The organism is Bacillus sp. SJS (assembly GCF_000732485.2).
GTDB classification, from domain to species: domain Bacteria; phylum Bacillota; class Bacilli; order Bacillales; family Bacillaceae; genus Metabacillus_B; species Metabacillus_B sediminis.
In genome coordinates this window covers 148,986-168,468 of sequence record NZ_JAQV02000003.1, presented here as the reverse complement: position 1 = coordinate 168,468, position 19,483 = coordinate 148,986, and the positions used below count along the sequence as shown (strand labels likewise).

The following is a 19,483-nucleotide window of genomic DNA, read 5'->3' as shown; positions in this document are numbered from 1 at the left end:
GTTAATGGCCTCCTTGGCCAGGAACCATCATAAAAGTAGTCCAGTACGTGAAGCCGACAAAGAAAACCGTTAAATAGGCTCCAAAGATATAAATGTACATTCGTTCAGATAATTTAAGATAGGATAAAAAAACAAAAAATACCGTTTGAGCAAAGAATAACAGTGACGTTTCTTCCATTTCCCCTAAATAAAACATGACCGCAAAGATTCCAGTCCAGAATCCCAGCACACGAAACATCCGATCCATATGCAAATTCCTCCCTTACCCCTCTAGTCCATCCACTTATATTATATAGGACATTTCCTTTCATTGTAAATAAGCGTTTACATTTGAGTGTCTGCAAAAGGTTTGAATCTTCAGTGCATATCAGTGTACAAACTATGTACAACTAATGTACAATACAAATACAGATAAAAATAAACGTAACTTGCCCATATAAGTCTTTGAATATGATGAAGGAGGAACGATAAAATGAGCGATTTGACTTTTTTCACGTACCCGAGCTGCACTTCCTGCAGAAAAACAAAACATTGGCTGAAAGCAAACGAGGTCGATTTTGAAGAAAGGCATATGTTCCGCGAGACTCCTAATGAGGATGAACTTAAAAAAATTCTCCAGCTGACAACAGATGGCATTGATGAAATACTTGCCACCAGAAGCCAAACCTTCAAGGAATTAAACTTGAATATTGAAGATATGAATCTCTCATCATTGCTGAAGCTGTTATCCGATGAACCGAAGCTTCTCCGCCGTCCCATTTTGACTGATGGAAAAAAGTTAGTCGTCGGATATAACCCGCAAGCCTTAAACAAATTAACAAAAAATAGCCAGCTTCATATATCAGTCTCTTAAAAAATCACCCGGGCGGGTGATTTTTTATGTTCTCTCAAAGAAACTAAAACTAGCATATAAAGGAAAATTAAGGAGATAAATATGATGAAATTCCTTGTTTTTCTAGAAAAACAAGTGATATATTAGACCTGTAAAGTTCTTTATAAAGAAGAAACGGAGTGGATAAACAGTATGGCTGAATATAAATTTTTCCTAGAAGGGGTAAATATGCAAACAATCGCAACAAGTTATGATAACCCTGTGTTTATCTCAAGAGTTTCAAGTATTATTGATGCAACCAAGGAGTTTGCCAAGGTGAGCAAACTTAAATACACAGGGCATGAATCCCTGCAAAACGGATATAGAATCTACTATGAAAAATCAACATTACTAAACCGTAAAAATAAAACATACATATATTACGTAACTGATTGAACTACCCACCACTTCATTTTCTGGCGAAATTTTGAAGTGAGGGATTCCAGGGCAATGACCCCTTCGGCATCAAGTAACCTGGCTAACCCCGTGTCCCAACGGTTTTAAAAACGCTAAACAGATGGCTGAATTTCCAAAGACAGCATCAGGGCTTCTTTTTCAATGTTTTTGGCCGCATTGTGGTCGCGGTCATGATAACTTCCGCAGGCATGACACTCCCATTTTCTAAGCTCTAGGTTTTTCACCTCACGATGCTTGTACCCGCACTGGCTGCAAAGTTGGCTCGACGGGAAGAACGAATCGATGAACACGATTTTCCGTCCATACCACTTCGCTTTATAGGTGAGCATGGCTTTCAGTGTGCTCCAGCTTGCATCATGAATGGGTTTTGACCATTTTTTATTTTGGACCATGTTTTTTACCTTCAGCGTTTCCAACCCGATCACTTGGTTATCGTGAATCAGGCGGGTGGTTAGCTTGTGAAGGAAATCATGGCGGGTGTTTTTGATTTTTAAATGGAGCTTCGCAATGGCTTTTTTATTCCGTTCGAAGCTTTTGGATCTTGGCTCCTTACGGGATAGCGACCGCTGCAAAAAGGCCAGGCGTTTTTCGTATGTCGCATACGATTTGGGATGGTTGACCTTTGCTCCATGACTCAGGACGGCAAACGATTTCAACCCGAGGTCTATTCCGACGGAAGCCTGTTTGGCACGCAGATAAGGGCTGTCATTCTTTTGGCAAAGAATCGAGACAAAGTACCTTCCAACCGAGTCTCGCGACACGGTGACCCGTTTGAGTATTCCGTTGATTTCTCGAGACTGACTCATTCGGATCCATCCGAGCTTCGGAAGTTTGATGGCCTTCTCTTTCACTGCAATATTCCCATTCGTTTGCTTCGTTGTGTAGCTCTGAACGGGGTTTTTTCGCGTTTTAAATTTGGGATGCTTAATATGGTCATAATCGGTCGGTACATACCCTTCTGAAGCCATTTTTCGCAGCACGTTCTTCCGGTAGGTTTTGGTTTTCTCCTTATCGTAGCGTTCGTACCCGTTATATAGATGCTCCACCGCGGCTTGAAGAGCAATCGCATCCACGGACTTTAGCCATTCGCAGGTTTTCTTTAAGAGGGGCAGCTTTTTGATAGCGTGGTCTCGTTGTAGTTTGGACTCATTCAAATTATGATGGAGGATCATGTTATAGACGAACCGGACACATCCAAACGTCTGATGGATGAGCTGTTGCTGGGCGTGGTTTGGATGGATTTTGAACACAAACGAAATATGATTCCAATCGCTCGGTTTTTTAGCCATCGCTTCCCCTCCTGAACGTACGTTCGGTTTGCTCCTTCTATTATATGCCAGGTATAGGGGATTTTTCAAGAGTTAACCCATTTAAAACCGCGATTCACTCCCCACTTAGCCAGCTTGAAGTGGGGGTCTTCTCGCTGTGATGATAAATTCTTAGCTTTTTGACCGTTTTAATGAAAAAACGGTTTTTTTTATTGGCGATTTTTAATATTTTCCCCAATATCCTGTGTTAAAAAGCGGAAACAGGAATATGACGGATTTGTTAATACGGTCTATACTTCAAATCAAATAGGTGAAAGGGGAGGGATTCATTGCAGGAAATTGAAGCATTATGTGCTAATGTAGTCAATCAGGCAGTCGAGCTTCATGCTTCCGATATTCATATCGTTCCAAAAGAACATTACACAGAGGTTCTGTACAGAATTGATGATGATCTCCTCAAACAGCAGCAGCTCCCCAGGGATGTGTCTCAGCGTCTCATATCTCATTTGAAATTTGAGGCATCAATGGACATTGGGGAACGAAGAAAGCCGCAAAGCGGAGCATTATCAATTGCATTAAAAGACTTGGAAATCCCAATCCGTCTTTCTACTCTTCCAACAATCTATGAAGAAAGTATGGTTATCCGCCTCCTGTCCAGTGATAAAGTTCCTCGATCATCCCGGATTTCTCTGTTTCCCTCTGCAACGAAAAAGCTCCTATCCTTCTTTTATCATTCTCACGGTTTAATGATTTTTACTGGCCCGACCGGCTCAGGCAAGACAACGACCCTGTATTCACTGCTTAACCATGCAAAAAAACATTTTAACCGGAACATTATTACCCTTGAAGATCCGGTGGAAGCGCGAAATCAGGAAATGATGCAGGTACAGGTGAATGAAAAGGCAGGTATTACCTATGCATCCGGTTTGAGGGCTATTTTAAGACATGATCCGGATATTATTATGGTTGGTGAGATCAGGGATTCAGAAACAGCGAAAATAGCAATTCGGGCTTCATTAACTGGGCATCTGGTATTAAGCACAATGCACACGAGGAATGCAAAGGGTGCGCTATACAGGTTGCTTGAATTTGGGGTTCCACAGGCAGAAATAGAACAGACGCTTATTGCGGTTTCTGCGCAAAGACTTGTGGAAATAAAGTGTCCTTTCTGTACTGGAAAATGTTCGCCATTTTGCAAAAAAATGAGGAAGGTGAGGAAAGCGGCCGTTTTTGAACTTCTTTATGGAAAAAATCTTGCTGCTGCTTTTAAGGAAACAAGGGGGGAAGAAGAAATAGAAGAGTATCCAACCTTAAAAGATGTGATTAAAAAGGGGATTGCCCTAGGGTTTTTATCCAGTTCAGCCTATCACAGATGGATTTTTTCAAATGAAGACTAACTGGAAGAGCAGTGACCAGTCCCTGTTTATCACCCGTTTAAACAGCCTTGTACGAAAAGGCTATTCATTGGATGAAGCGCTCCGTTTTTTATCGCTTCAAACGGATAAGAAAAAGAGGACAGATCTCCTCTATTGTTTGGAGGAGCTGAAACGCGGCACCCCGTTTTTCCAAATCATGCAGCAATTGAAATTTCACCGTGATGTGGTTACCTATTTGTATTTTGCTGAACAGCATGGAGATTTAGCCTTTTCCTTAAATGAAAGTGCAGAGCTGCTCTATCGAAAGCAGGAGCAATACAAAAAAATCAGCAAAATGCTTCGCTACCCTGTGTTGCTGATTTTTATCATGATAGGAGTTTTATATATCGTCCAGCAAGTGATCGCCCCGCAATTCCTTTCAGTATACGATTCTATGAACATGAAACCCTCTCCTTTTAATGCAGCCTTGCTTGCAAGCTTTCAAATCCTGTCAGCAGCTGCAGTCATTATTCCTTCGACAACAGGCTTATGCATTGGGTATTATTTCCTTTATTTCAGACGAATCAAGCCTTCCTCTCAAATGAGGCTGCTAATGAAAATTCCAATCCTAAGAGAGGGGTTCAAGCTGTTTAACAGTTATTATATCAGCCTTCAGCTAAGCACGCTTCTTAAGGGCGGGTTATCTTACTACGAAAGCTTACTGGTTTTCAGTGAGCAGACTCTGCATCCGTTTTTTTGTGAGGAAGCAAAAGAAATGATCAATCGATTAAGGAACGGTGAGCATTTTGAAAAAGTATTCGACAAGAATTATTACGACAAGCAGCTCCCGGAAATCGTAGCATATGGACAAAAAAACGGATTGCTGCATCGAGAATTGTACACATACAGTCAGTACACGCTTACAAGACTCGAATCCAAACTGTCATCCGCCGCATCCTTCATCCAGCCAGCCGTTTTCAGTGCAGTCGGCCTCATTGTTCTGCTTGTTTACCTGTCGATGATTCTCCCCATGTATCAAATGATCGATCAAATATAGGAGGAAATGATATGAAAAATCAAAAAGGGTTCACACTGATTGAGATGCTGATTGTTCTGCTCGTCATTACGATCCTTTTGCTGGTTACCATTCCTAACATTGCGAATCACAGCAGCAATATCCAAAACAAGGGCTGCTCCGGTTTGCGCAATATGATTTCAGCTCAAGCGGAAGCATATAGAATGAATAAGGAGGCAGTACCGACTATTGCTGTACTAAAAACAGAAGGATACATTAAGTCAAATAAGTGCCCGGATGGAACAGAAGTGACTTTAGATTCAAATGGAGCGGTTATTGAAGCAGCAAAATAAAAGGAATGGTTTTACATTAATAGAAACCCTCATCGTTCTTACTATCTTTTCCGTGCTTTCACTAACAGCTATTGTTTCCTTCAAACCGGTTCAGGAAGAGCTGATTGCGGAGCAGTTTTTTGATCAGCTTCAAAAGGACATCCTTTTTGCACAGCAGCACGCCGTCATGATCCGTGTTCCTTGTACACTGATGTTCGATGAAGAAGAAACCGGCTACAGAATTAGACTGGGACGTGCAGATGTGACAGAAGATTTGATAAAGAGGAAGCTGCCTGAAGGAATGAAGCTCATCACGGACACATTAGGTTTAAAAGTTTCTTTTCTCGCAAACGGTAATATCTCGGCAAGCGGCAAAATACGGGTGGTATATAGACAGCAAACCTTTAAGATAACATTCTATCTGGGAAAGGGGCGGTTTGTTGTCAGCAAACAATAAAGGTTTTTCACTTCTTGAATCCATCGCGGCCTTCTCCCTTTGGTGTTTAGCTGTATTGACTTTATTGCCCAGCATCGTCTCTATGATGCAGGAACGTGAAAGCTCATCACTGGAGATTCAGGCTATTAAACTTCTGCAAAACCGTATGACGGATCGGGTCATGGAGCAGGATTTTAAGGAAGCAGAGTTGTTCAAAGAAGGAGGAATCCAGTATAAAATTCTCAATAAGTTGGATCAATCCTGTATACATTGGAATGAAGCCAGTGGTAAGAAAAGAGAGTTTTGCTTTCAAAATCACTGATTCAGGAGGCTTTTCCTTTCTGAATATGCTTCTTTCACTGGGGATTTTCAGTTTGATTGTAACGTCTCTTTTTCCGCTTATTTCATTTTTTCACACATCAATGGAAGGGTACCGCGATATCAGCAATTTGGAATGGGAGTTTTTCAGCGAGCAGGCGATTTTGGAATTAAAGGGGGCAGAATCCCCTGTTATTTCTGGAGAAACTCTCACTTTTGCCAATCGGTTAGGGCAGAAGGTGAGCTATCAAAGATACGGAAGCTATATAAGAAGACAGGTAAATCAGACTGGAAATGAGATTGTTCTGCAAAAGGTTGATAAAGCTGAAATACAGGTCATAAAGAACCGAATAATAATTCATGTAATAAGTAAAGTCGGCAAGTCCCGCACTCTTTCAATCAGAAGTGTGAACAATGAAGCGGGATAACATCAGAAACGGTTTTATCTATCCTTTTACCGTCATGCTGGTTCTGCTGTTTTTCATGACAGCAATCCATTTAACAAATCTTCTCGTAATAGAGAAAAAATATTATGCAGACACGAAAAAATTTTATTTTCTTCAGCACCTGACCTATACAGGTGCAGCTCAATCCACAAAAATGATCAAAGAAGGTTTTACAGGAGAGTTTGACATTAAAGATACACTTGGAACAATTCATTTTACAATTATGCCGGTATCTCCGGACACGAAAAGTGTTTCCATGGAAATGACTCTTAATAAAGAGACGAAGTATTATGCCTATTATGAATACAGCATAGCTAAACAATTAATATCGAAATGGTATGAATGGTAGACTCAATCTGCGGTTCGATGTATGATAGTAACCATCGAATTAACGGAGTGATACAGATGGGATTAGTTATATTAACCGGATTTATGGGAGCCGGAAAAACAACAGCAGGCATGGAGCTTGGGAAAAAATTAAACCTCCCAGTCTACGATACGGATCAGCTTTTAGAGAAAAAATACAGGATGTCGGTTAAAGAAATGTTCGCTGCATATGGGGAAGAGAAGTTCCGGGAGTTCGAAACAGAAATGCTCCAGCATCTTTCAGAAGCCCCAGCTGTCGTCACAACCGGAGGCGGGGCTGTGCTAAAAGAAGAAAACCGCCATGTTTTAAAAACGAAGGGTCAAATTTTCTTTCTGCATTGTGATTTTGATGTTCTTTATGACCGGCTTAAAGAAGATACAGCACGTCCCTTGCTAAAAGAAAAATCAAAAGACCAAATTGAAAAATTGTATGAGAGCAGGCTGTCCTGCTACCTGGACGGATCTGTAAAAATTAATACAACCGGCAAAACCCCTCATGACATAGCGGACGACATCATTTCCAGATTATAAATCCTCCATTCTGTCCATACTGATTGTAAGGACAGGAGGAATGAGCATGTCTTCCAATGATTATGTAAAATATGTAACCCAGCAAGTCGTAAAATATATGGATACTCCAAAGGAACAGAGACAGCAGCAGAAGGAATTTAAAAAGGAAACGAGAACGCCATTTTGGAGTCGCTGGTTTGGTGTTCTGCCGATTTCAGTAATGCTTTGGATGAAGAAGAGAAAAAGATAAAAACCTGTATAGTATCTAGGTTTTTATCTTTTTCTGCTTGTTAAACAGCTTTTTCATATCGTTTCGAAATTAGCTCTGCTAATTCACCCATATTCGAACTTTGCATGCCATACTCTTTATTTAACTTTTTGAAATGATCAAGAATAGATTCCAAGTTCTGAAGATTTTCTTTCTGATTAAATCCAAAATTATGTGGATGCCACCATAGATGAAAGACCTCTTTCTTTTTGGCGGCATATGTCATACTGCGCTTGATGCGATTAATTTTCAATGGTTCAAGAAATGAAAACTTTTTGTTCCATGGCCTTAAAAACCTGCTTGCTTTAATATTTAGAATATCGGTTCCATTAAACGGTTCAATTAAATATGTATTAGAACCAGTTAAATTTATATAGGCATCAGCGAGCCTGATTGCTCTTTTTAAACTTGATTCACTGCAGCGTGTACCTGGTTTGTAAATCCAAGAGTCTTCTGTGCCTCTAATAGATGAAATTCCTGCTTTTTCACACTGCATCAGGTATTCTTCATTAAATTGATTCCTAGGAAATACGATACTTTTTAAAGTAACATTCTTATCACTGGCTATTTTAGCAGCGGCCATTAAATCAGCCTCAAACGATTCCCGTGATTGGCCTTTCTCTAAGCAGTAATAGTGTGAAAATGTGTGAGTTCCAATTTCTTGATTTTTATATTCTTTTATGTGTTCAATGATAGATGGTGCATAATGAAGTGGATCTTCCTGCTCATTATTTCCAATCTCATTGAAAAGTCGATATGGAGACAATTTTTCGTTTCGATACATTGGTTTCAAATCTGGTGTATAGGATTGAAGCTCTTTCTTTGATGAAGCGAAAAGGAATCCAACAGTTGCCCATGTAGCATGAATATCGTATTGATTAAACTTGTTTAATATTTTTGGGATTCCTCTTCTTGCCCCCATAAGCCGATCCCGATATTCATCACTGGTGAACAGATCAGCTACTCCCCAATGCATTTCAAAGTCAAGTGAGATGACGAAGGTGCCTTTCTGGTTTGACAAATTTCCTCCCACCTTTCCTGGTTTTTATCTTCCTTAAATATAGAATCAGACTGCCTTTCCATGAGAGAGGTATATAACCTGAATACTCGATAACTTTCATTCCCCCAAAGCCTCTCTTAAAGTTTTCTATGCTGGGCTGGTCTGTAATGCCGCCTAAGTCGTATATTTGCATTCTGAGATTCTTAAAAAAACGTATCCCTTCCCAGTGCAAAAAACGATTGGCTCGGGCTATTTCTTTCCGGCTGTCACGTTCTTGCATGCTTCGAAAGTGGGATGCTGAATAAAGCATTGCTGCTCTCTTATTATCCGAAATATAGATATGCATGCATAGTATTTTTCCGTTTTTATCCAAAGCTTTTGTTAAGTAAAGTCCGGAATTTTCTCTGAATCGTTTCATGGTTTCCATATGATAGCTGCTGCAAAGATTCGTTTTTTTACCAATGGCAAATTTATTGTAAAAGTTTTGGAATGTTAGTAAATCACTATCACTAGGACAAGAATTACCTTCAAATAAAAAACCATCTTTTTGTAAAGCCCTATTCACTTGATTTTTTGTGGATCTATTCATATTAGCAAATAATTCATTTTCTTCTTTTGATAAATCGACATGAAAGGTGATAAAAGGATCTAATTTTCCATCGGCCGGTGTTTGCTGCACATAACCAATTATGTCTGTATTTGATGGTATAGGTTTTTGTTCGTCATTGAAATAAATGGTACATATTTTAAGAGTCCAATTGTTCCGAATTATGGAGATCATTATGGTTCTCCTTTCTTTTTCTTGAAATGATAAAGGATTTTCCGGCAAATCTTACTTCCAAATGGAATCCGGTATAGGTAGAATGATCATCATTTGACTTATAGGATGAATAGATTTGATAGGGAAGTTTGGTAACTGGAAGGCTGTATGTCCCAATTTCCTTAAGATTGCAGTCATAAATGATTGGATTAGAATTAATATTTTTTATCCAGCAGACTATTTTATCGTTATCCATATAGCACTGATCATTTTTGTAAAAACGATTGATAATTTCTGCCTTGTGTTTTCCGGTAGCTTGGCAGATGAAGTCTAAATCCTTCATTGTTTTTTGTTCTGGGACAATTCTTTTATCGCGATTTTCCTGCCAAACATATTGATAAAACATTTCCATTTGAAAAATCTTGTTTAACAGCGAAATAGGGCGTAATTTATACGTTTTATTTCGAATGAACATAACAAGCTTTTTATTCTTTTTCATTCTTCCTTTTATTATTTGCTTCAATTTCAACATTGAGAATCCAAGTTTGATAAACATTCTTCCGTTTACTAATGTGAAAGAGCTGACATACGATACGGAGTTCGCCCAGTCCATCTTATAAGATTCATAGCCAATACTTAAATCAAAGGTTTTTGTTTCCTGATCCATACAATTTATAACTTTTTCTTTCATTAAAAGCCTTCCAGGACTGTATACACCAAAATCGTCATCATGGGCCGGTAAATAGTATAAATACCTTCCTCTCGTTTGGAATCCGTAGTAGAAAGCTATTAATTTGTCTTCAAAATACAGTCCATCTACACATGTAACGACAGTATTGGATTTTAATTGAACTAATTCCTTAAAAAAATTTATATTTGTTTCCGATGAAAAACCGCTTGTATCTCTTCTGTCCTTCCAGCGCTTCTTATGGAGGTAAAAGATGGAATCCATATCTTTTAAAAAGATTTCTTTAAGATAAAGCTTTCCATGTTTTCGCAGTTTTTTTTCCTTGCGGTCCATCCCATGTTTTCTGCTTCGTTTTTTTACGAATAATTCGGCTTCCAGGCCAGCAAACTCAATAGCGGGAGCAGGTGTGTTTTCATGAAAAAAGTGCAAGCCAGCTTCCTTGATGACATCATTTATTAGTTGCTGCTTCAATGGGCCAGCGTAGATTCCGTTGATTTCAATAATGATGTTTTCTTTTTGATCTTTCAGCCAATTTATACCTTCAGTAAATACAATTTCATAATCAGAAGAGCTCGCAATAATATCCATGTAATTCGCTTTATCTTTACCCATAAATGAATAGCTTGAATAGAATCTCTTTTTTTCTTTAATCAAGGGAACGTAACCGATTATTTTTTCTTCTCTTATGATCTGGAGAACACGGAGGTCAAAGTTATGACCGTAATGTTTCCACCAGCAATTGATCCAATCCCATTCAATAAAGGGGATTGTATTTCCTTTTTCAGCAAGAATACTAGTCCAGCTGTCACGTTGTAACTGTAAATCCTTAAAAGAAGTAATGACATTAAGCTCCATAATTAACGAGCCTGTCTTTAGATCCTTCAGAATTGCCTGTTTGCAGAATTTCATGATATAGTGCTTCATATTCTTTTACCATTTTTCTTGCATCATAGGCTGCTGTCACATGATGGAAGGCTGAAGTAATCATGGAAGATTTTTTTTCCTCTAATGCCTGCATAATAGAAATTACCGCCTGTTTCGGATGATCCAGGTCGAACAGCCTGCCTGTTACATCGTGTGTAATAATAGATGGAAGGGCTCCGGCTTTGGAGGCGACAATTGGCACTTTGCTATACATTGCTTCTAGAGCAGTCAGACCAAAGGGTTCGAATAGTGATGTCATAAGAAACACATCGAATTGTTTCATCACTCTTGATGCATCACTCTTTGAACCATACAAATACACAAAGTCGTTTAACTTCCGGTTAGCTATTTCTTTCGTCATAGCCTCTTTTAAATCACCATCACCGATCCATACAGCTTTTACAGTCGGGTATTCTTTTAATAATAATTCAACCACATCTAAAAATAAAAAGGGGCCTTTTTGTTTGGTAATCCTCCCAACTGTACCGACTAGAGGATTGCTGCCAATATTATAAAATTCTCGTAATTTTAAATCGGAATCAGGTAAAGAGTTGATAAAATCGATCCCATTTTGGACAACAACCAATTTTTCCTTTCTGGCCACTTTTTCCGAAAGCGCAATATTTTTATCGCTATGAGAGACACATCCGATTTTATTTGACTTTAGAGAAATTAATTTTTCAATGAATACATAAAATCTTTTCGCAGCAAATTGATCTTTGTTTTCATAAGAATAACCATGACTGGTATGAATAGAAGGTACTCTTGAAAATAGAGAGGCAATCGTAAAGAAAAATCCTGCTCTGGCCCCATGTGTATGAACAAGATCAAACTTCTCTTTTCTTAAATAAGAAATTAAACGAAATATCGTGATTAAACTGAATTTAGAGCCAAATAGATGTAAATCCTTTACAGTAGCGCCATCCTTCATAAATTTTTCAAAGTAAGGTCCATCATCTGTTGTCCCGATGTGGATATTAAAATCAGTCTTATTCCCGTATTTCACTAAATTATGGACGATTTCCGGTGCTCCTCCTATACTGGTTGATGCTATTAGATGAAGGATTTTGTTCTTCTTCACGTTCACGGATAGTCCTCCTTAAATTTGGCTTTTTTCTATTAAGAATGCGTTTTTTTTCTTGAAATGATACCAGATTGTGATGATCATTCAGCGCAGTTTTATAAATGGATAAGGTCTGGTTCATCATCTTTTCAAACGTAAATGATTCCTCATAAATTCTGCGCCCTAATTTCCCCATGCGTGATCGGGTTTCACTGGATAGGATGAGCTGCATAAGTTTAAGAATCAAGTCTGACTTGTCCTCTGGGTTCACTAAGTATCCATTTTTATTATTTAAGATAATCTCTTTAACACCGCCAACATTTGAGGCAATAACAGGTAATCCCGCTCTTAATGCCTCTATAAGACTGAGAGGGAGGCCTTCATATTTTGATAGGAGCACAAAAATATCTGCTTGAGACAGCAAGCTTTCGACATCATTTCTTGAGCCCAAAAACTTAATTTTGTCTCCTAACTGAAGAGAATCGACATAATGTTCGATGGACGCTTTCATTGGGCCGTCTCCAATAAGCTGCAGTTCCCAATTAATTGTCCTAAGCTCATTTAGGGCCTTAACAAGCGATAGATGATCTTTAGGCTCTGCAAAACGGGCAACCATCACAATTTTGGGTATGGGTGAGGAGACTGTTGAGAGAGCTATGTTAGGAAAGTCTTTTACACCGTTCCATACCATACTTAGTTTATTATCCTGAATTACTTGATGTTTAAGAGCCAGTTCATAATCATAGTTTGAAACTGTAATCACCCTTGAAGAGAAGGGAGCGGCTAATCTTTCAAGCAATTGATAGGTTTTTCTCTTTCTATAAGAAACCCCTTCAGTAAATGCCCATCCATGAGCAGTGAAAATCGTTGGGATACCTAGGTTTGCTCCTATTATTCTCCCAATCAGGCCTGCTTTTGAAGAATGAGTGGCTATTAAATCGGGTTTAAGGACAATAAGCAAGTCTCTTAAAGTTAAGGCGGCCTTTAAGTCAAAAAAAGGATGAATTTCTCTTACAAGCGAATGAAGATGAATCACGTTCACCCCATGCTTAACTAAATATTCTGAAACAGGTCCAATCTTGCCTGTTATAACACTTACGTCATGACCCTCTGCCTTTAGTTCAACAACCAGATCTCTAAGGTGCATCTGCGCGCCGCCTAAATCATCTAATCTAGTTATTAATTGGACTATTTTCACTTTTGTGCACCGCCTTTAAATTATTTGTAAGAGGCAGCCATGAAAGTGCAAGCAATAGCCATAAGTGCCTCCAGTGGAGTGTATCTATAAAAAAACTATTAAATAGAAGACCGATTAGGGCAGCGGAAACGATTGAGAGATAAACACCGGACTGATAACCGGCACTCTTAATTTTTATTGATGCTGCAGCAATACTAAGTAAATAAAATAATAAAAACGCTAGTAATCCAATTGCACCGTTTTCTGAAATGATTCTTGCGTATAGACTGTGGGTGGAATAATTGAAATAGCCTTCAGACTGTCCTGGACCAATTCCAAGGATTTTGGAAAATCCAACATTGAATGCTTCGTTTTGAGTTTCAAAACGATCCGAATCATACCCCTGCAAAGAAGTTCTGGACTCAAGCATAGAGTTTGCATCTGTAAATAAGAAAAGTACGATAGCAAATGGCAATGCAACCAGCAGAATTTGAAGAATAGATTTTATTTTTTTACTAGATGACTGCCCTGGCATTATGAGATAGAAAATGAAAGCAGAAATTAACATGTGCCCCCATGCTGCTCTTGAAAAACTGAGAAATACACCGCCAACCAATATTAAGAGCGTAATGAGATTTGTTCGTTTATAGCTGTTTTTGTTTTCAAAGAGTCTGCTTAAACAAAATAAAATCGGCGGTATTAAGAAAGGGCCAAACACATTGGGATCTTTAAAGAACCCTTTAACTCTCCCAAAACTCAAAACAGAATCTTCCAGCGGCAAGAAGCCAAAATAGGAGGCTATTCCAGCCATTGCAGATAAAACGGCTGCAATTGTATAGCCAGTAAATACATACTTGTACAAATTTGCCCCAAACCTGCCGATCAGCCCGACCAAACCCATCCAGGAAAAAGCAAGGTAAACAGTTATTAGTCCATAGAACAATCCTCTAGAAAAATCTTCAGTACCAAATGAAGAGAGAATATTGATTAGTAAAAAAAGAAGCAGGAAAAATAAAGGAAGTACTAGTTCATCTGAGAAAGTCAGATTTCCTGATAAACATGCATATCCAATAAAAGCAATAACCATTAAGTCAAAGGGGGAAGGCTCAAGCAGCACAAATGAGCTGAAGCACATGATGACCCCGGTTATGATTAATGCAGAGTTTCTGGATTGAATGCTATAATCCATCCTTCAAACCTCCTGTCCGTTCATTGCATTCAAAGAATCATCATCTGTGCCTTTCTGAATGGCAATCCAAGAAAGAAACCCATGAAGTACATAACCAGCGGTTCCGGTAACGCTCAGAATTGCAATAGCATTTAAGGGACTCATATCTGAATAAAAAATGACCAAACTGCTAACAGCGATAAATGTGCTCCTAATAATTTCAGAAAGAAGCTGAAGTTTTTGCTGTTCATAGATTTGGAATATTCTAGATATAGGATTTACCAGTACCTGCAATAAATAAAATATAGAAAGCCATTGAAAATAAAACGACGCCTGAGACCATTCAGCACCAAGCAGTGCGGGAAGCAAAGCAGGAGCTGCAACGTATCCTAAAAGGAAAAGGGGAATACTTACTTTACCCAGTTTTAAAAGAGTGCTCCTAAATAACTTTAGTACCATGCCCGGGTTATCTTTTCTAAGGAAGGCTGCCTGTCCAGTAAACACCTGTGTAGCCGAATTGCCGATTAATGCTTCTGGCACCGAGAGCAGCCTTTGAGCCATTAATAAAAATCCAGCCTCTGCCGCCCCAAATTTAAATGCAATGAGAAAGGCGGGCAGATGAAAAGTGAATGCGTTTATCAGCCCCGCAGGAGTTGTTAGAAGAGGGAATCTCTTATAACGAACAAAAACGGTATAAATCTCTTTTAAAGAAATCTCTCGGAACATGGTCCATTTGAATGTTCGAATCATGATTAAACTGCCTGCTGCGCGGGCTAGAACCTCCCCGGCCACAAGACCTAATCCTCCAGCAGAGAAAAAGCCAAGTCCGCTTTGCACAATTGCTTGAGATCCATTCATTGTAAGTTTTGATTTAGATACATTTGTATAATTTCGTTTTCTTAGTTCCCACAATGTGAGGGACTGGAATATTCCAAATCCTAAGAAGCTCAATGGCAATAGCATGAACAGAATATTACTTCTGATATGCAATAATTCCGTAATTGGTGCCCAAAACATTGTCATTAGCAGGATCATAACAATCGCCATAAATGTGTTAATGATAATGGAAAGGGAAAAGATAAGGTAAGCATCCCGATCTTTCTCAGGTAGAGGAATTGCTTGTTCATATGATAACGATCCTAATGATGAGATGCTGTATAATATCGAGAGATAAATGGAAAAGATACCAAATTCCTCTGGAGTATAAAGTCTGGTTAATATTGGCGTAGACACCATGTAAATCATTTGAGCTAACCCTGTACCTGCTGCAAGAATACTTACACTTCTAATAAAATCATCTCTGAAAATGCTCTTAATCATCATACCCTGCTTGATGTTCTTTTTAATGTTTTGAATTTTATTAAATGATTAAGAGGTTTCTTGTTGAAAGGTAATGGCTGATAGATTGGAAAATAATGGCCAAACCAAACGGAGTGTGCATTTTGTTTGAGATACTCAACATATTCTGGAGATGTCCATTTTTCAATTTGAGTGTATCCTTCAGTCATTCTGTATGGTCTCATTTCTGGATGCTGTGCGCTTGACGCGAGCAGATGGACCAATCTGCTTTGAATGATAATTTTTGCTGTTTCTGAAGTAAGCGGATCTGAACCCTCAAATATGTTATTTGCTGAAATTTGAATCAGGGCACCGGATTTCTGAACTAATTCATATAAAATTTCTGGCTGCATTTGGAACGTTTTCACTTTCTCAGCATTGGAAATAATAGGGACAATCCCTCTAATTTGTAGTTTATAGAAAAAACTCTCCAAAGAACTCACATTAAAAACAGCTGGAATTTCAACTAATAAGTATTTGCTGGCTTTATTAATGGTTAAGGATTCAACTCTAAAATTGAACGCTTTATCTAACTGATCGGAATAAATCAATTTGATTCCTGGACGAATAGTAATCTCCATTTTTTCTTCAAGAAGCTTGTTATTAAAGAGTTTAATATTTTTTACTAATTGGTTATAGTTTTCAATGTTTGCTTTTCCACTGATATTTTGAATGATAAGAATATGGTTAATTTCCTGTTTATAAGCCTGTTTGGCGAGAGTAAAAGCTTGTTGAAAATCCACCAAGGATTCATCTTCTGATGAGAGAATGCTGGAGCTCAAATCGATCATCATCCCATATAACCTCCGTAATAATAGTGGGGATTGCTTTTATGAGTTTTCTTTTCGTTTAAAATAGCCCCTATTAGTTCATTTGAACTTCTTTTCAGAAGCTCTATTTTTTCGTTTGCATCATCCCTATTTGTTTTACGGGCATTAAGAACATAGATGCAGCCATCCATTTTTCCAGAGAGTAAGATTGAATCTGATACCAGAAGGGGGGAGCTGTCGAATAAAATAACGTCAAACTTTTGTTTTAATCTATCTATGAGTAGATCCATCTTCTTTGATATGATCAGCTCGTGTGGGTTAGGTGAAATTGGACCAGCAGATATAAAACTTAATTTTGGGATTGCGGTAGACTGAATAATCTCATCTGAACTTGAAAACCCTGTTAAATAATTTGTTAGTCCGCATCGGTTATGCAAGTTAAAAAGTGAATGTCCATTAGGCTTTCGCATATCTGAATCTACAAAAACCACTTTTTTATTGTCCTTAGCCAATGTGACCGCAAGATTTCCACAGGTCAATGACTTACCATCTCCTGCAGAGGTACTTGTTACAAGAATGGTGACTGGCTGCTTAGACTGCCGCAGAATATCTAAATTAGCCCTTACGGACCGGTATGCTTCAGAAGAAGATGAATGAGGTTCAGTATGGGCAACTAATTTATTGTAACGCTCATCTAAATATTTATTTGTCGGGCCTTGTGGAATAATGGCTGGAATCTCTCCCAGGTAAGGGATTCCTAATAAATCAGTGATGCCTTTTTTGCTTTCGAATTTTTTGTTCTTAAGTTCTTTAATAAGCACAAATATGGTGGCCAAAATTAAACCTGCTGCAAAAGATAGCAATAGATTAAAGAGCAAAATGGGTTTAGAAGTAGATGAATAAGGGGTTGCTATTGTTAAAATGTTTACGTTCTCAATCTTCATCAGTTTTTTTATTTCTGATTGAAAAATGACCGCTGTTTTGTTCGCAATTAAGGCTGCATCATCTGGGTTTTTGTTTTCAACAATAATAGAGATGATTTGAGAATTTCCGTTACTTTCTGCCTTTACATTGTCTAAAAATTCATCTTCCGTAAGAAGTCCATCCAGATCCTTAATAACCAGATCGGCCATTCTTTGGCTCTTTAATATATATTGATAAGTTTCAATGAGTTTTAGACTTGCGTCTATTTCCAGAGGTGATACAGGTTCGGCAGTGTTTGCTGTTGGGGTGGTATTTACGAGCAAATCCGTTTTCGATTCGTATATTGGACTTGCAATGAAATACGTATAAATAAATCCAATCAGCAGGCATACAAACGGTATGGACGTTATTAGAATTTTATTCTTCCTGAGGATGTTAAGCAGATCTTTAATCTCAAACGTTTTTTCCATAGTAATCCTCTTCTCCTAAGTATCAATACTTGTATGATCTTGTTAAATAAATAAGGAGATTTCTTATTTGCTGTGCTTTTTACTGAACTGGATATAGTCGGTAAAAAGCTTAAAATCCTCTTTGCTTAATCCATTCCTTATCGCTGTTTTTAAAAGATCTTCCCATTCTGGATCAAGCTGTTCAAGCCTGGTTTGGTTATTCTGTTCCCCTATTAGGTCCTTAACCTCAACACCAAGATTTTCAGCAATTTTTGTTAGGAAATGCAAGCTGGGGTTCTTTTGTACATCTCGTTCTATGTAGCTTAAATAAGATTTGGATACACCTGCCTGATCCGCGAGCTCAGTCAGGGAAAAGCCCCTTTGCCTTCTAATCTCCCTTATTTTTTTTCCTGCAAAAGTCATATGGTTACTCCTTATCTATCAGTATCTATGTTCATTATATAGTACAGTAGATTCTTAATAAAATACAATAGTGGAGTGAAATCCTTAGAAATATCGAGAAAAAGAACGATTTAGTTCTTTAAAAAGAATTAAATGACAATATATCACAAATTTTACCTGATTATGAAAGAATATCTGAGAATCTGAAGCTTAAATTGAGAACGAGGTGTCAGTAGGCAGCTTGTATATGAGACTAAACTTCATAACTAGCCTGAGCCCGTCTTTTAATAAAGGATGTTCTTTATAAAATAGTTAGCTATTGTTAGATAATTCGAGAAAAAGAACGAAAATGTTCGTTAAAGTGAATATTATGGCAATTTTCGAGATTTTTCAATTAATTAGGACTTAATATATAATCAGATATAGGTATTCTTTATTAAGAACGACTGTACGCCCCATTTCCGGTTAGACTCTATTGAAAAATGTGCTTGAAGAAAGATTGCTGGCGGTTGATTCTTTTCTATTAAGAAAAGTTCAATATAAATTAAAATCTAGGGGGCTTTTAGAATGGGAGTAAAGAAAAAATTAGGTTTAGGGCTGGCATCAGCAGCGCTTGGTTTTTCCTTAATTGGCGGCGGTACATATGCCTATTTTAATGATACTGCAGAGGCAGCATCATCGTTTGCAGCAGGTACGCTTGATTTAAATGTAAATCCTGAAACGATTATTGATGTGAAGAACATCAAGCCGGGTGACACAATGGATCGTGCTTTTAAATTGGTAAACAGCGGTACTTTAGATATTAAAAAGGTATTACTGACTACTGAGTATACGGTGACAAACAAAGCTGGTGCTGCCGTAAATGTAAATGATTTGGGCAAATCCATCAGAGTTAATTTCTTATGGAATGCAGACAAACTAAATGATGTTATTTATAGCACAACCCTTGATGAATTAAAGGACGAGGACCCTAATGTGATTGATAAAAATGTATTTACACCTCTAATGGAAAGAAAGGGTCTAAAAGCAGGAACAACGGATGATCTATTTGTTCAATTTGAGTTTGTTGATAACAATGAAGAGCAAAATGAGTTTCAGGGTGATTCAGTTACTCTTAAATGGAAATTTGAAGGACGTCACGGTAAAGGCGAAGAGCTGTAAGACAGCCCGGGAAGACGGGAGCTTTCCTGTCTTCCTTTTCACCTGTTTATGAGAAAC

Annotated in this window: 24 protein-coding genes; 12 read left to right on the top strand and 12 right to left on the bottom strand. The window is 38.1% G+C overall.

Features of this window, described 5'->3' with window-relative positions; genetic code table 11:
• Nucleotide 1 precedes the first annotated feature (1 nt).
• Complete coding sequence (locus tag AS29_RS02005; protein ID WP_035403945.1) at nucleotides 2-247, bottom strand: DUF2626 domain-containing protein; 246 nt, start codon at nucleotides 245-247, stop codon at nucleotides 2-4.
• 225 nt (nucleotides 248-472) lie between these two features.
• Between AS29_RS02005 and AS29_RS02000 the strand changes: the two genes are divergently transcribed.
• A complete protein-coding gene (locus AS29_RS02000; RefSeq protein ID WP_035403947.1) occupies nucleotides 473-853 on the top strand; it encodes a Spx/MgsR family RNA polymerase-binding regulatory protein in 381 nt (126 codons plus the stop codon).
• 171 nt (nucleotides 854-1,024) lie between these two features.
• Nucleotides 1,025-1,267 carry a hypothetical protein gene (locus tag AS29_RS01995; RefSeq protein WP_035403948.1) on the top strand — a complete coding sequence of 81 codons (243 nt, stop codon included), beginning with the start codon at nucleotides 1,025-1,027 and terminating at the stop codon, nucleotides 1,265-1,267.
• 113 nt (nucleotides 1,268-1,380) lie between these two features.
• On the opposite strand, the gene tnpB is transcribed toward AS29_RS01995, so the two are convergent.
• Nucleotides 1,381-2,577: an IS200/IS605 family element RNA-guided endonuclease TnpB gene (tnpB, locus tag AS29_RS01990; RefSeq protein ID WP_035403949.1), complete on the bottom strand. Its 1,197-nt coding sequence runs from the start codon at nucleotides 2,575-2,577 to the stop codon at nucleotides 1,381-1,383.
• A 308-nt stretch (nucleotides 2,578-2,885) separates the two neighbouring features.
• Between tnpB and comGA the strand changes: the two genes are divergently transcribed.
• From comGA to AS29_RS01945, 9 genes are read left to right on the top strand one after another with little or no spacing between them, the layout of a single operon-like run.
• On the top strand, nucleotides 2,886-3,953 hold the full coding sequence (gene comGA / locus AS29_RS01985) for a competence type IV pilus ATPase ComGA (RefSeq protein WP_035403950.1): 1,068 nt from the start codon (nucleotides 2,886-2,888) through the stop codon (nucleotides 3,951-3,953).
• Nucleotides 3,943-4,968 (top strand): competence type IV pilus assembly protein ComGB, encoded by a 1,026-nt coding sequence (gene comGB / locus AS29_RS01980; protein WP_035403951.1) that lies wholly within the window; start codon nucleotides 3,943-3,945, stop codon nucleotides 4,966-4,968. The genes comGA and comGB overlap by 11 nt, the downstream gene beginning before the upstream one ends.
• An 11-nt stretch (nucleotides 4,969-4,979) precedes the next feature.
• A complete protein-coding gene (comGC, locus tag AS29_RS01975) occupies nucleotides 4,980-5,279 on the top strand; it encodes a competence type IV pilus major pilin ComGC (RefSeq protein WP_035403953.1) in 300 nt (99 codons plus the stop codon).
• The gene (gene comGD, locus AS29_RS01970) at nucleotides 5,263-5,715 is read left to right on the top strand and encodes a competence type IV pilus minor pilin ComGD (RefSeq protein ID WP_035403955.1); all 453 of its coding nucleotides are present in this window, start codon (nucleotides 5,263-5,265) and stop codon (nucleotides 5,713-5,715) included. Before comGC ends, comGD begins: the two co-directional genes overlap by 17 nt.
• Nucleotides 5,699-6,016, top strand: a complete 318-nt coding sequence (locus tag AS29_RS01965; protein ID WP_035403956.1) for a type II secretion system protein — start codon at nucleotides 5,699-5,701, stop codon at nucleotides 6,014-6,016. Before comGD ends, AS29_RS01965 begins: the two co-directional genes overlap by 17 nt.
• Nucleotides 5,970-6,440: a competence type IV pilus minor pilin ComGF gene (gene comGF / locus AS29_RS01960; protein WP_082883696.1), complete on the top strand. Its 471-nt coding sequence runs from the start codon at nucleotides 5,970-5,972 to the stop codon at nucleotides 6,438-6,440. Before AS29_RS01965 ends, comGF begins: the two co-directional genes overlap by 47 nt.
• Nucleotides 6,427-6,807, top strand: coding sequence for a competence type IV pilus minor pilin ComGG (gene comGG, locus AS29_RS01955; protein ID WP_035403958.1), 381 nt, complete (start codon nucleotides 6,427-6,429; stop codon nucleotides 6,805-6,807). The genes comGF and comGG overlap by 14 nt, the downstream gene beginning before the upstream one ends.
• Before the next feature lie 56 nt (nucleotides 6,808-6,863).
• Nucleotides 6,864-7,355, top strand: coding sequence for a shikimate kinase (locus AS29_RS01950; RefSeq protein ID WP_035403960.1), 492 nt, complete (start codon nucleotides 6,864-6,866; stop codon nucleotides 7,353-7,355).
• Between the two features lie 46 nt (nucleotides 7,356-7,401).
• The gene (locus tag AS29_RS01945) at nucleotides 7,402-7,584 is read left to right on the top strand and encodes a YqzE family protein (RefSeq protein WP_035403962.1); all 183 of its coding nucleotides are present in this window, start codon (nucleotides 7,402-7,404) and stop codon (nucleotides 7,582-7,584) included.
• A gap of 40 nt (nucleotides 7,585-7,624) precedes the next feature.
• Here AS29_RS01945 and AS29_RS01940 read toward each other — a convergent pair whose 3' ends face one another.
• The 10 genes from AS29_RS01940 to AS29_RS01895 all read right to left on the bottom strand — a co-directional run bounded on the left by AS29_RS01940 (nucleotide 7,625) and on the right by AS29_RS01895 (nucleotide 18,286).
• Complete coding sequence (locus AS29_RS01940; protein WP_035403964.1) at nucleotides 7,625-8,623, bottom strand: polysaccharide deacetylase family protein; 999 nt, start codon at nucleotides 8,621-8,623, stop codon at nucleotides 7,625-7,627.
• Entirely contained in the window at nucleotides 8,586-9,383 is a 798-nt protein-coding gene (locus AS29_RS01935) for a hypothetical protein (RefSeq protein WP_035403966.1), read from the bottom strand. Before AS29_RS01935 ends, AS29_RS01940 begins: the two co-directional genes overlap by 38 nt.
• Nucleotides 9,349-10,959 (bottom strand): GNAT family N-acetyltransferase, encoded by a 1,611-nt coding sequence (locus AS29_RS01930; protein ID WP_197491561.1) that lies wholly within the window; start codon nucleotides 10,957-10,959, stop codon nucleotides 9,349-9,351. The genes AS29_RS01935 and AS29_RS01930 overlap by 35 nt, the downstream gene beginning before the upstream one ends.
• Nucleotides 10,895-12,061, bottom strand: a complete 1,167-nt coding sequence (locus tag AS29_RS01925) for a glycosyltransferase (protein WP_082883693.1) — start codon at nucleotides 12,059-12,061, stop codon at nucleotides 10,895-10,897. Before AS29_RS01925 ends, AS29_RS01930 begins: the two co-directional genes overlap by 65 nt.
• Nucleotides 11,985-13,235, bottom strand: coding sequence for a glycosyltransferase family 4 protein (locus AS29_RS01920; protein ID WP_156505836.1), 1,251 nt, complete (start codon nucleotides 13,233-13,235; stop codon nucleotides 11,985-11,987). The genes AS29_RS01925 and AS29_RS01920 overlap by 77 nt, the downstream gene beginning before the upstream one ends.
• The gene (locus tag AS29_RS01915; protein WP_156505835.1) at nucleotides 13,210-14,331 is read right to left on the bottom strand and encodes an O-antigen ligase family protein; all 1,122 of its coding nucleotides are present in this window, start codon (nucleotides 14,329-14,331) and stop codon (nucleotides 13,210-13,212) included. The genes AS29_RS01920 and AS29_RS01915 overlap by 26 nt, the downstream gene beginning before the upstream one ends.
• A gap of 75 nt (nucleotides 14,332-14,406) precedes the next feature.
• A complete protein-coding gene (locus AS29_RS01910) occupies nucleotides 14,407-15,702 on the bottom strand; it encodes an oligosaccharide flippase family protein (protein WP_035403975.1) in 1,296 nt (431 codons plus the stop codon).
• A complete protein-coding gene (locus AS29_RS01905; RefSeq protein ID WP_035403977.1) occupies nucleotides 15,702-16,514 on the bottom strand; it encodes a CpsB/CapC family capsule biosynthesis tyrosine phosphatase in 813 nt (270 codons plus the stop codon). Before AS29_RS01905 ends, AS29_RS01910 begins: the two co-directional genes overlap by 1 nt.
• Nucleotides 16,511-17,884 carry a polysaccharide biosynthesis tyrosine autokinase gene (locus AS29_RS20890; RefSeq protein WP_051860473.1) on the bottom strand — a complete coding sequence of 458 codons (1,374 nt, stop codon included), beginning with the start codon at nucleotides 17,882-17,884 and terminating at the stop codon, nucleotides 16,511-16,513. The genes AS29_RS01905 and AS29_RS20890 overlap by 4 nt, the downstream gene beginning before the upstream one ends.
• A gap of 63 nt (nucleotides 17,885-17,947) precedes the next feature.
• Nucleotides 17,948-18,286 (bottom strand): helix-turn-helix domain-containing protein, encoded by a 339-nt coding sequence (locus tag AS29_RS01895; protein WP_035403979.1) that lies wholly within the window; start codon nucleotides 18,284-18,286, stop codon nucleotides 17,948-17,950.
• 546 nt (nucleotides 18,287-18,832) lie between these two features.
• On the opposite strand from AS29_RS01895, the gene AS29_RS01890 reads away from it, so the two are divergent.
• Complete coding sequence (locus AS29_RS01890; RefSeq protein WP_035403981.1) at nucleotides 18,833-19,426, top strand: TasA family protein; 594 nt, start codon at nucleotides 18,833-18,835, stop codon at nucleotides 19,424-19,426.
• Nucleotides 19,427-19,483: the final 57 nt, after the last annotated feature.

What these genes read in the sequence shown, in the direction of transcription:
- AS29_RS02005 (WP_035403945.1), bottom strand. Translation starts at nt 247, where the DNA reads ATGGATCGGATGTTTCGTGTGCTGGGATTCTGGACTGGAATCTTTGCG.
- AS29_RS02000 (WP_035403947.1), top strand. Translation starts at nt 473, where the DNA reads ATGAGCGATTTGACTTTTTTCACGTACCCGAGCTGCACTTCCTGCAGA.
- AS29_RS01995 (WP_035403948.1), top strand. Translation starts at nt 1,025, where the DNA reads ATGGCTGAATATAAATTTTTCCTAGAAGGGGTAAATATGCAAACAATC.
- tnpB (WP_035403949.1), bottom strand. Translation starts at nt 2,577, where the DNA reads ATGGCTAAAAAACCGAGCGATTGGAATCATATTTCGTTTGTGTTCAAA.
- comGB (WP_035403951.1), top strand. Translation starts at nt 3,943, where the DNA reads ATGAAGACTAACTGGAAGAGCAGTGACCAGTCCCTGTTTATCACCCGT.
- comGC (WP_035403953.1), top strand. Translation starts at nt 4,980, where the DNA reads ATGAAAAATCAAAAAGGGTTCACACTGATTGAGATGCTGATTGTTCTG.
- comGF (WP_082883696.1), top strand. Translation starts at nt 5,970, where the DNA reads ATGAAGCCAGTGGTAAGAAAAGAGAGTTTTGCTTTCAAAATCACTGAT.
- comGG (WP_035403958.1), top strand. Translation starts at nt 6,427, where the DNA reads ATGAAGCGGGATAACATCAGAAACGGTTTTATCTATCCTTTTACCGTC.
- AS29_RS01950 (WP_035403960.1), top strand. Translation starts at nt 6,864, where the DNA reads ATGGGATTAGTTATATTAACCGGATTTATGGGAGCCGGAAAAACAACA.
- AS29_RS01945 (WP_035403962.1), top strand. Translation starts at nt 7,402, where the DNA reads ATGTCTTCCAATGATTATGTAAAATATGTAACCCAGCAAGTCGTAAAA.
- AS29_RS01935 (WP_035403966.1), bottom strand. Translation starts at nt 9,383, where the DNA reads ATGATCTCCATAATTCGGAACAATTGGACTCTTAAAATATGTACCATT.
- AS29_RS01930 (WP_197491561.1), bottom strand. Translation starts at nt 10,959, where the DNA reads ATGAAATTCTGCAAACAGGCAATTCTGAAGGATCTAAAGACAGGCTCG.
- AS29_RS01910 (WP_035403975.1), bottom strand. Translation starts at nt 15,702, where the DNA reads ATGATTAAGAGCATTTTCAGAGATGATTTTATTAGAAGTGTAAGTATT.
- AS29_RS01905 (WP_035403977.1), bottom strand. Translation starts at nt 16,514, where the DNA reads ATGATGATCGATTTGAGCTCCAGCATTCTCTCATCAGAAGATGAATCC.
- AS29_RS20890 (WP_051860473.1), bottom strand. Translation starts at nt 17,884, where the DNA reads ATGGAAAAAACGTTTGAGATTAAAGATCTGCTTAACATCCTCAGGAAG.
- AS29_RS01895 (WP_035403979.1), bottom strand. Translation starts at nt 18,286, where the DNA reads ATGACTTTTGCAGGAAAAAAAATAAGGGAGATTAGAAGGCAAAGGGGC.
- AS29_RS01890 (WP_035403981.1), top strand. Translation starts at nt 18,833, where the DNA reads ATGGGAGTAAAGAAAAAATTAGGTTTAGGGCTGGCATCAGCAGCGCTT.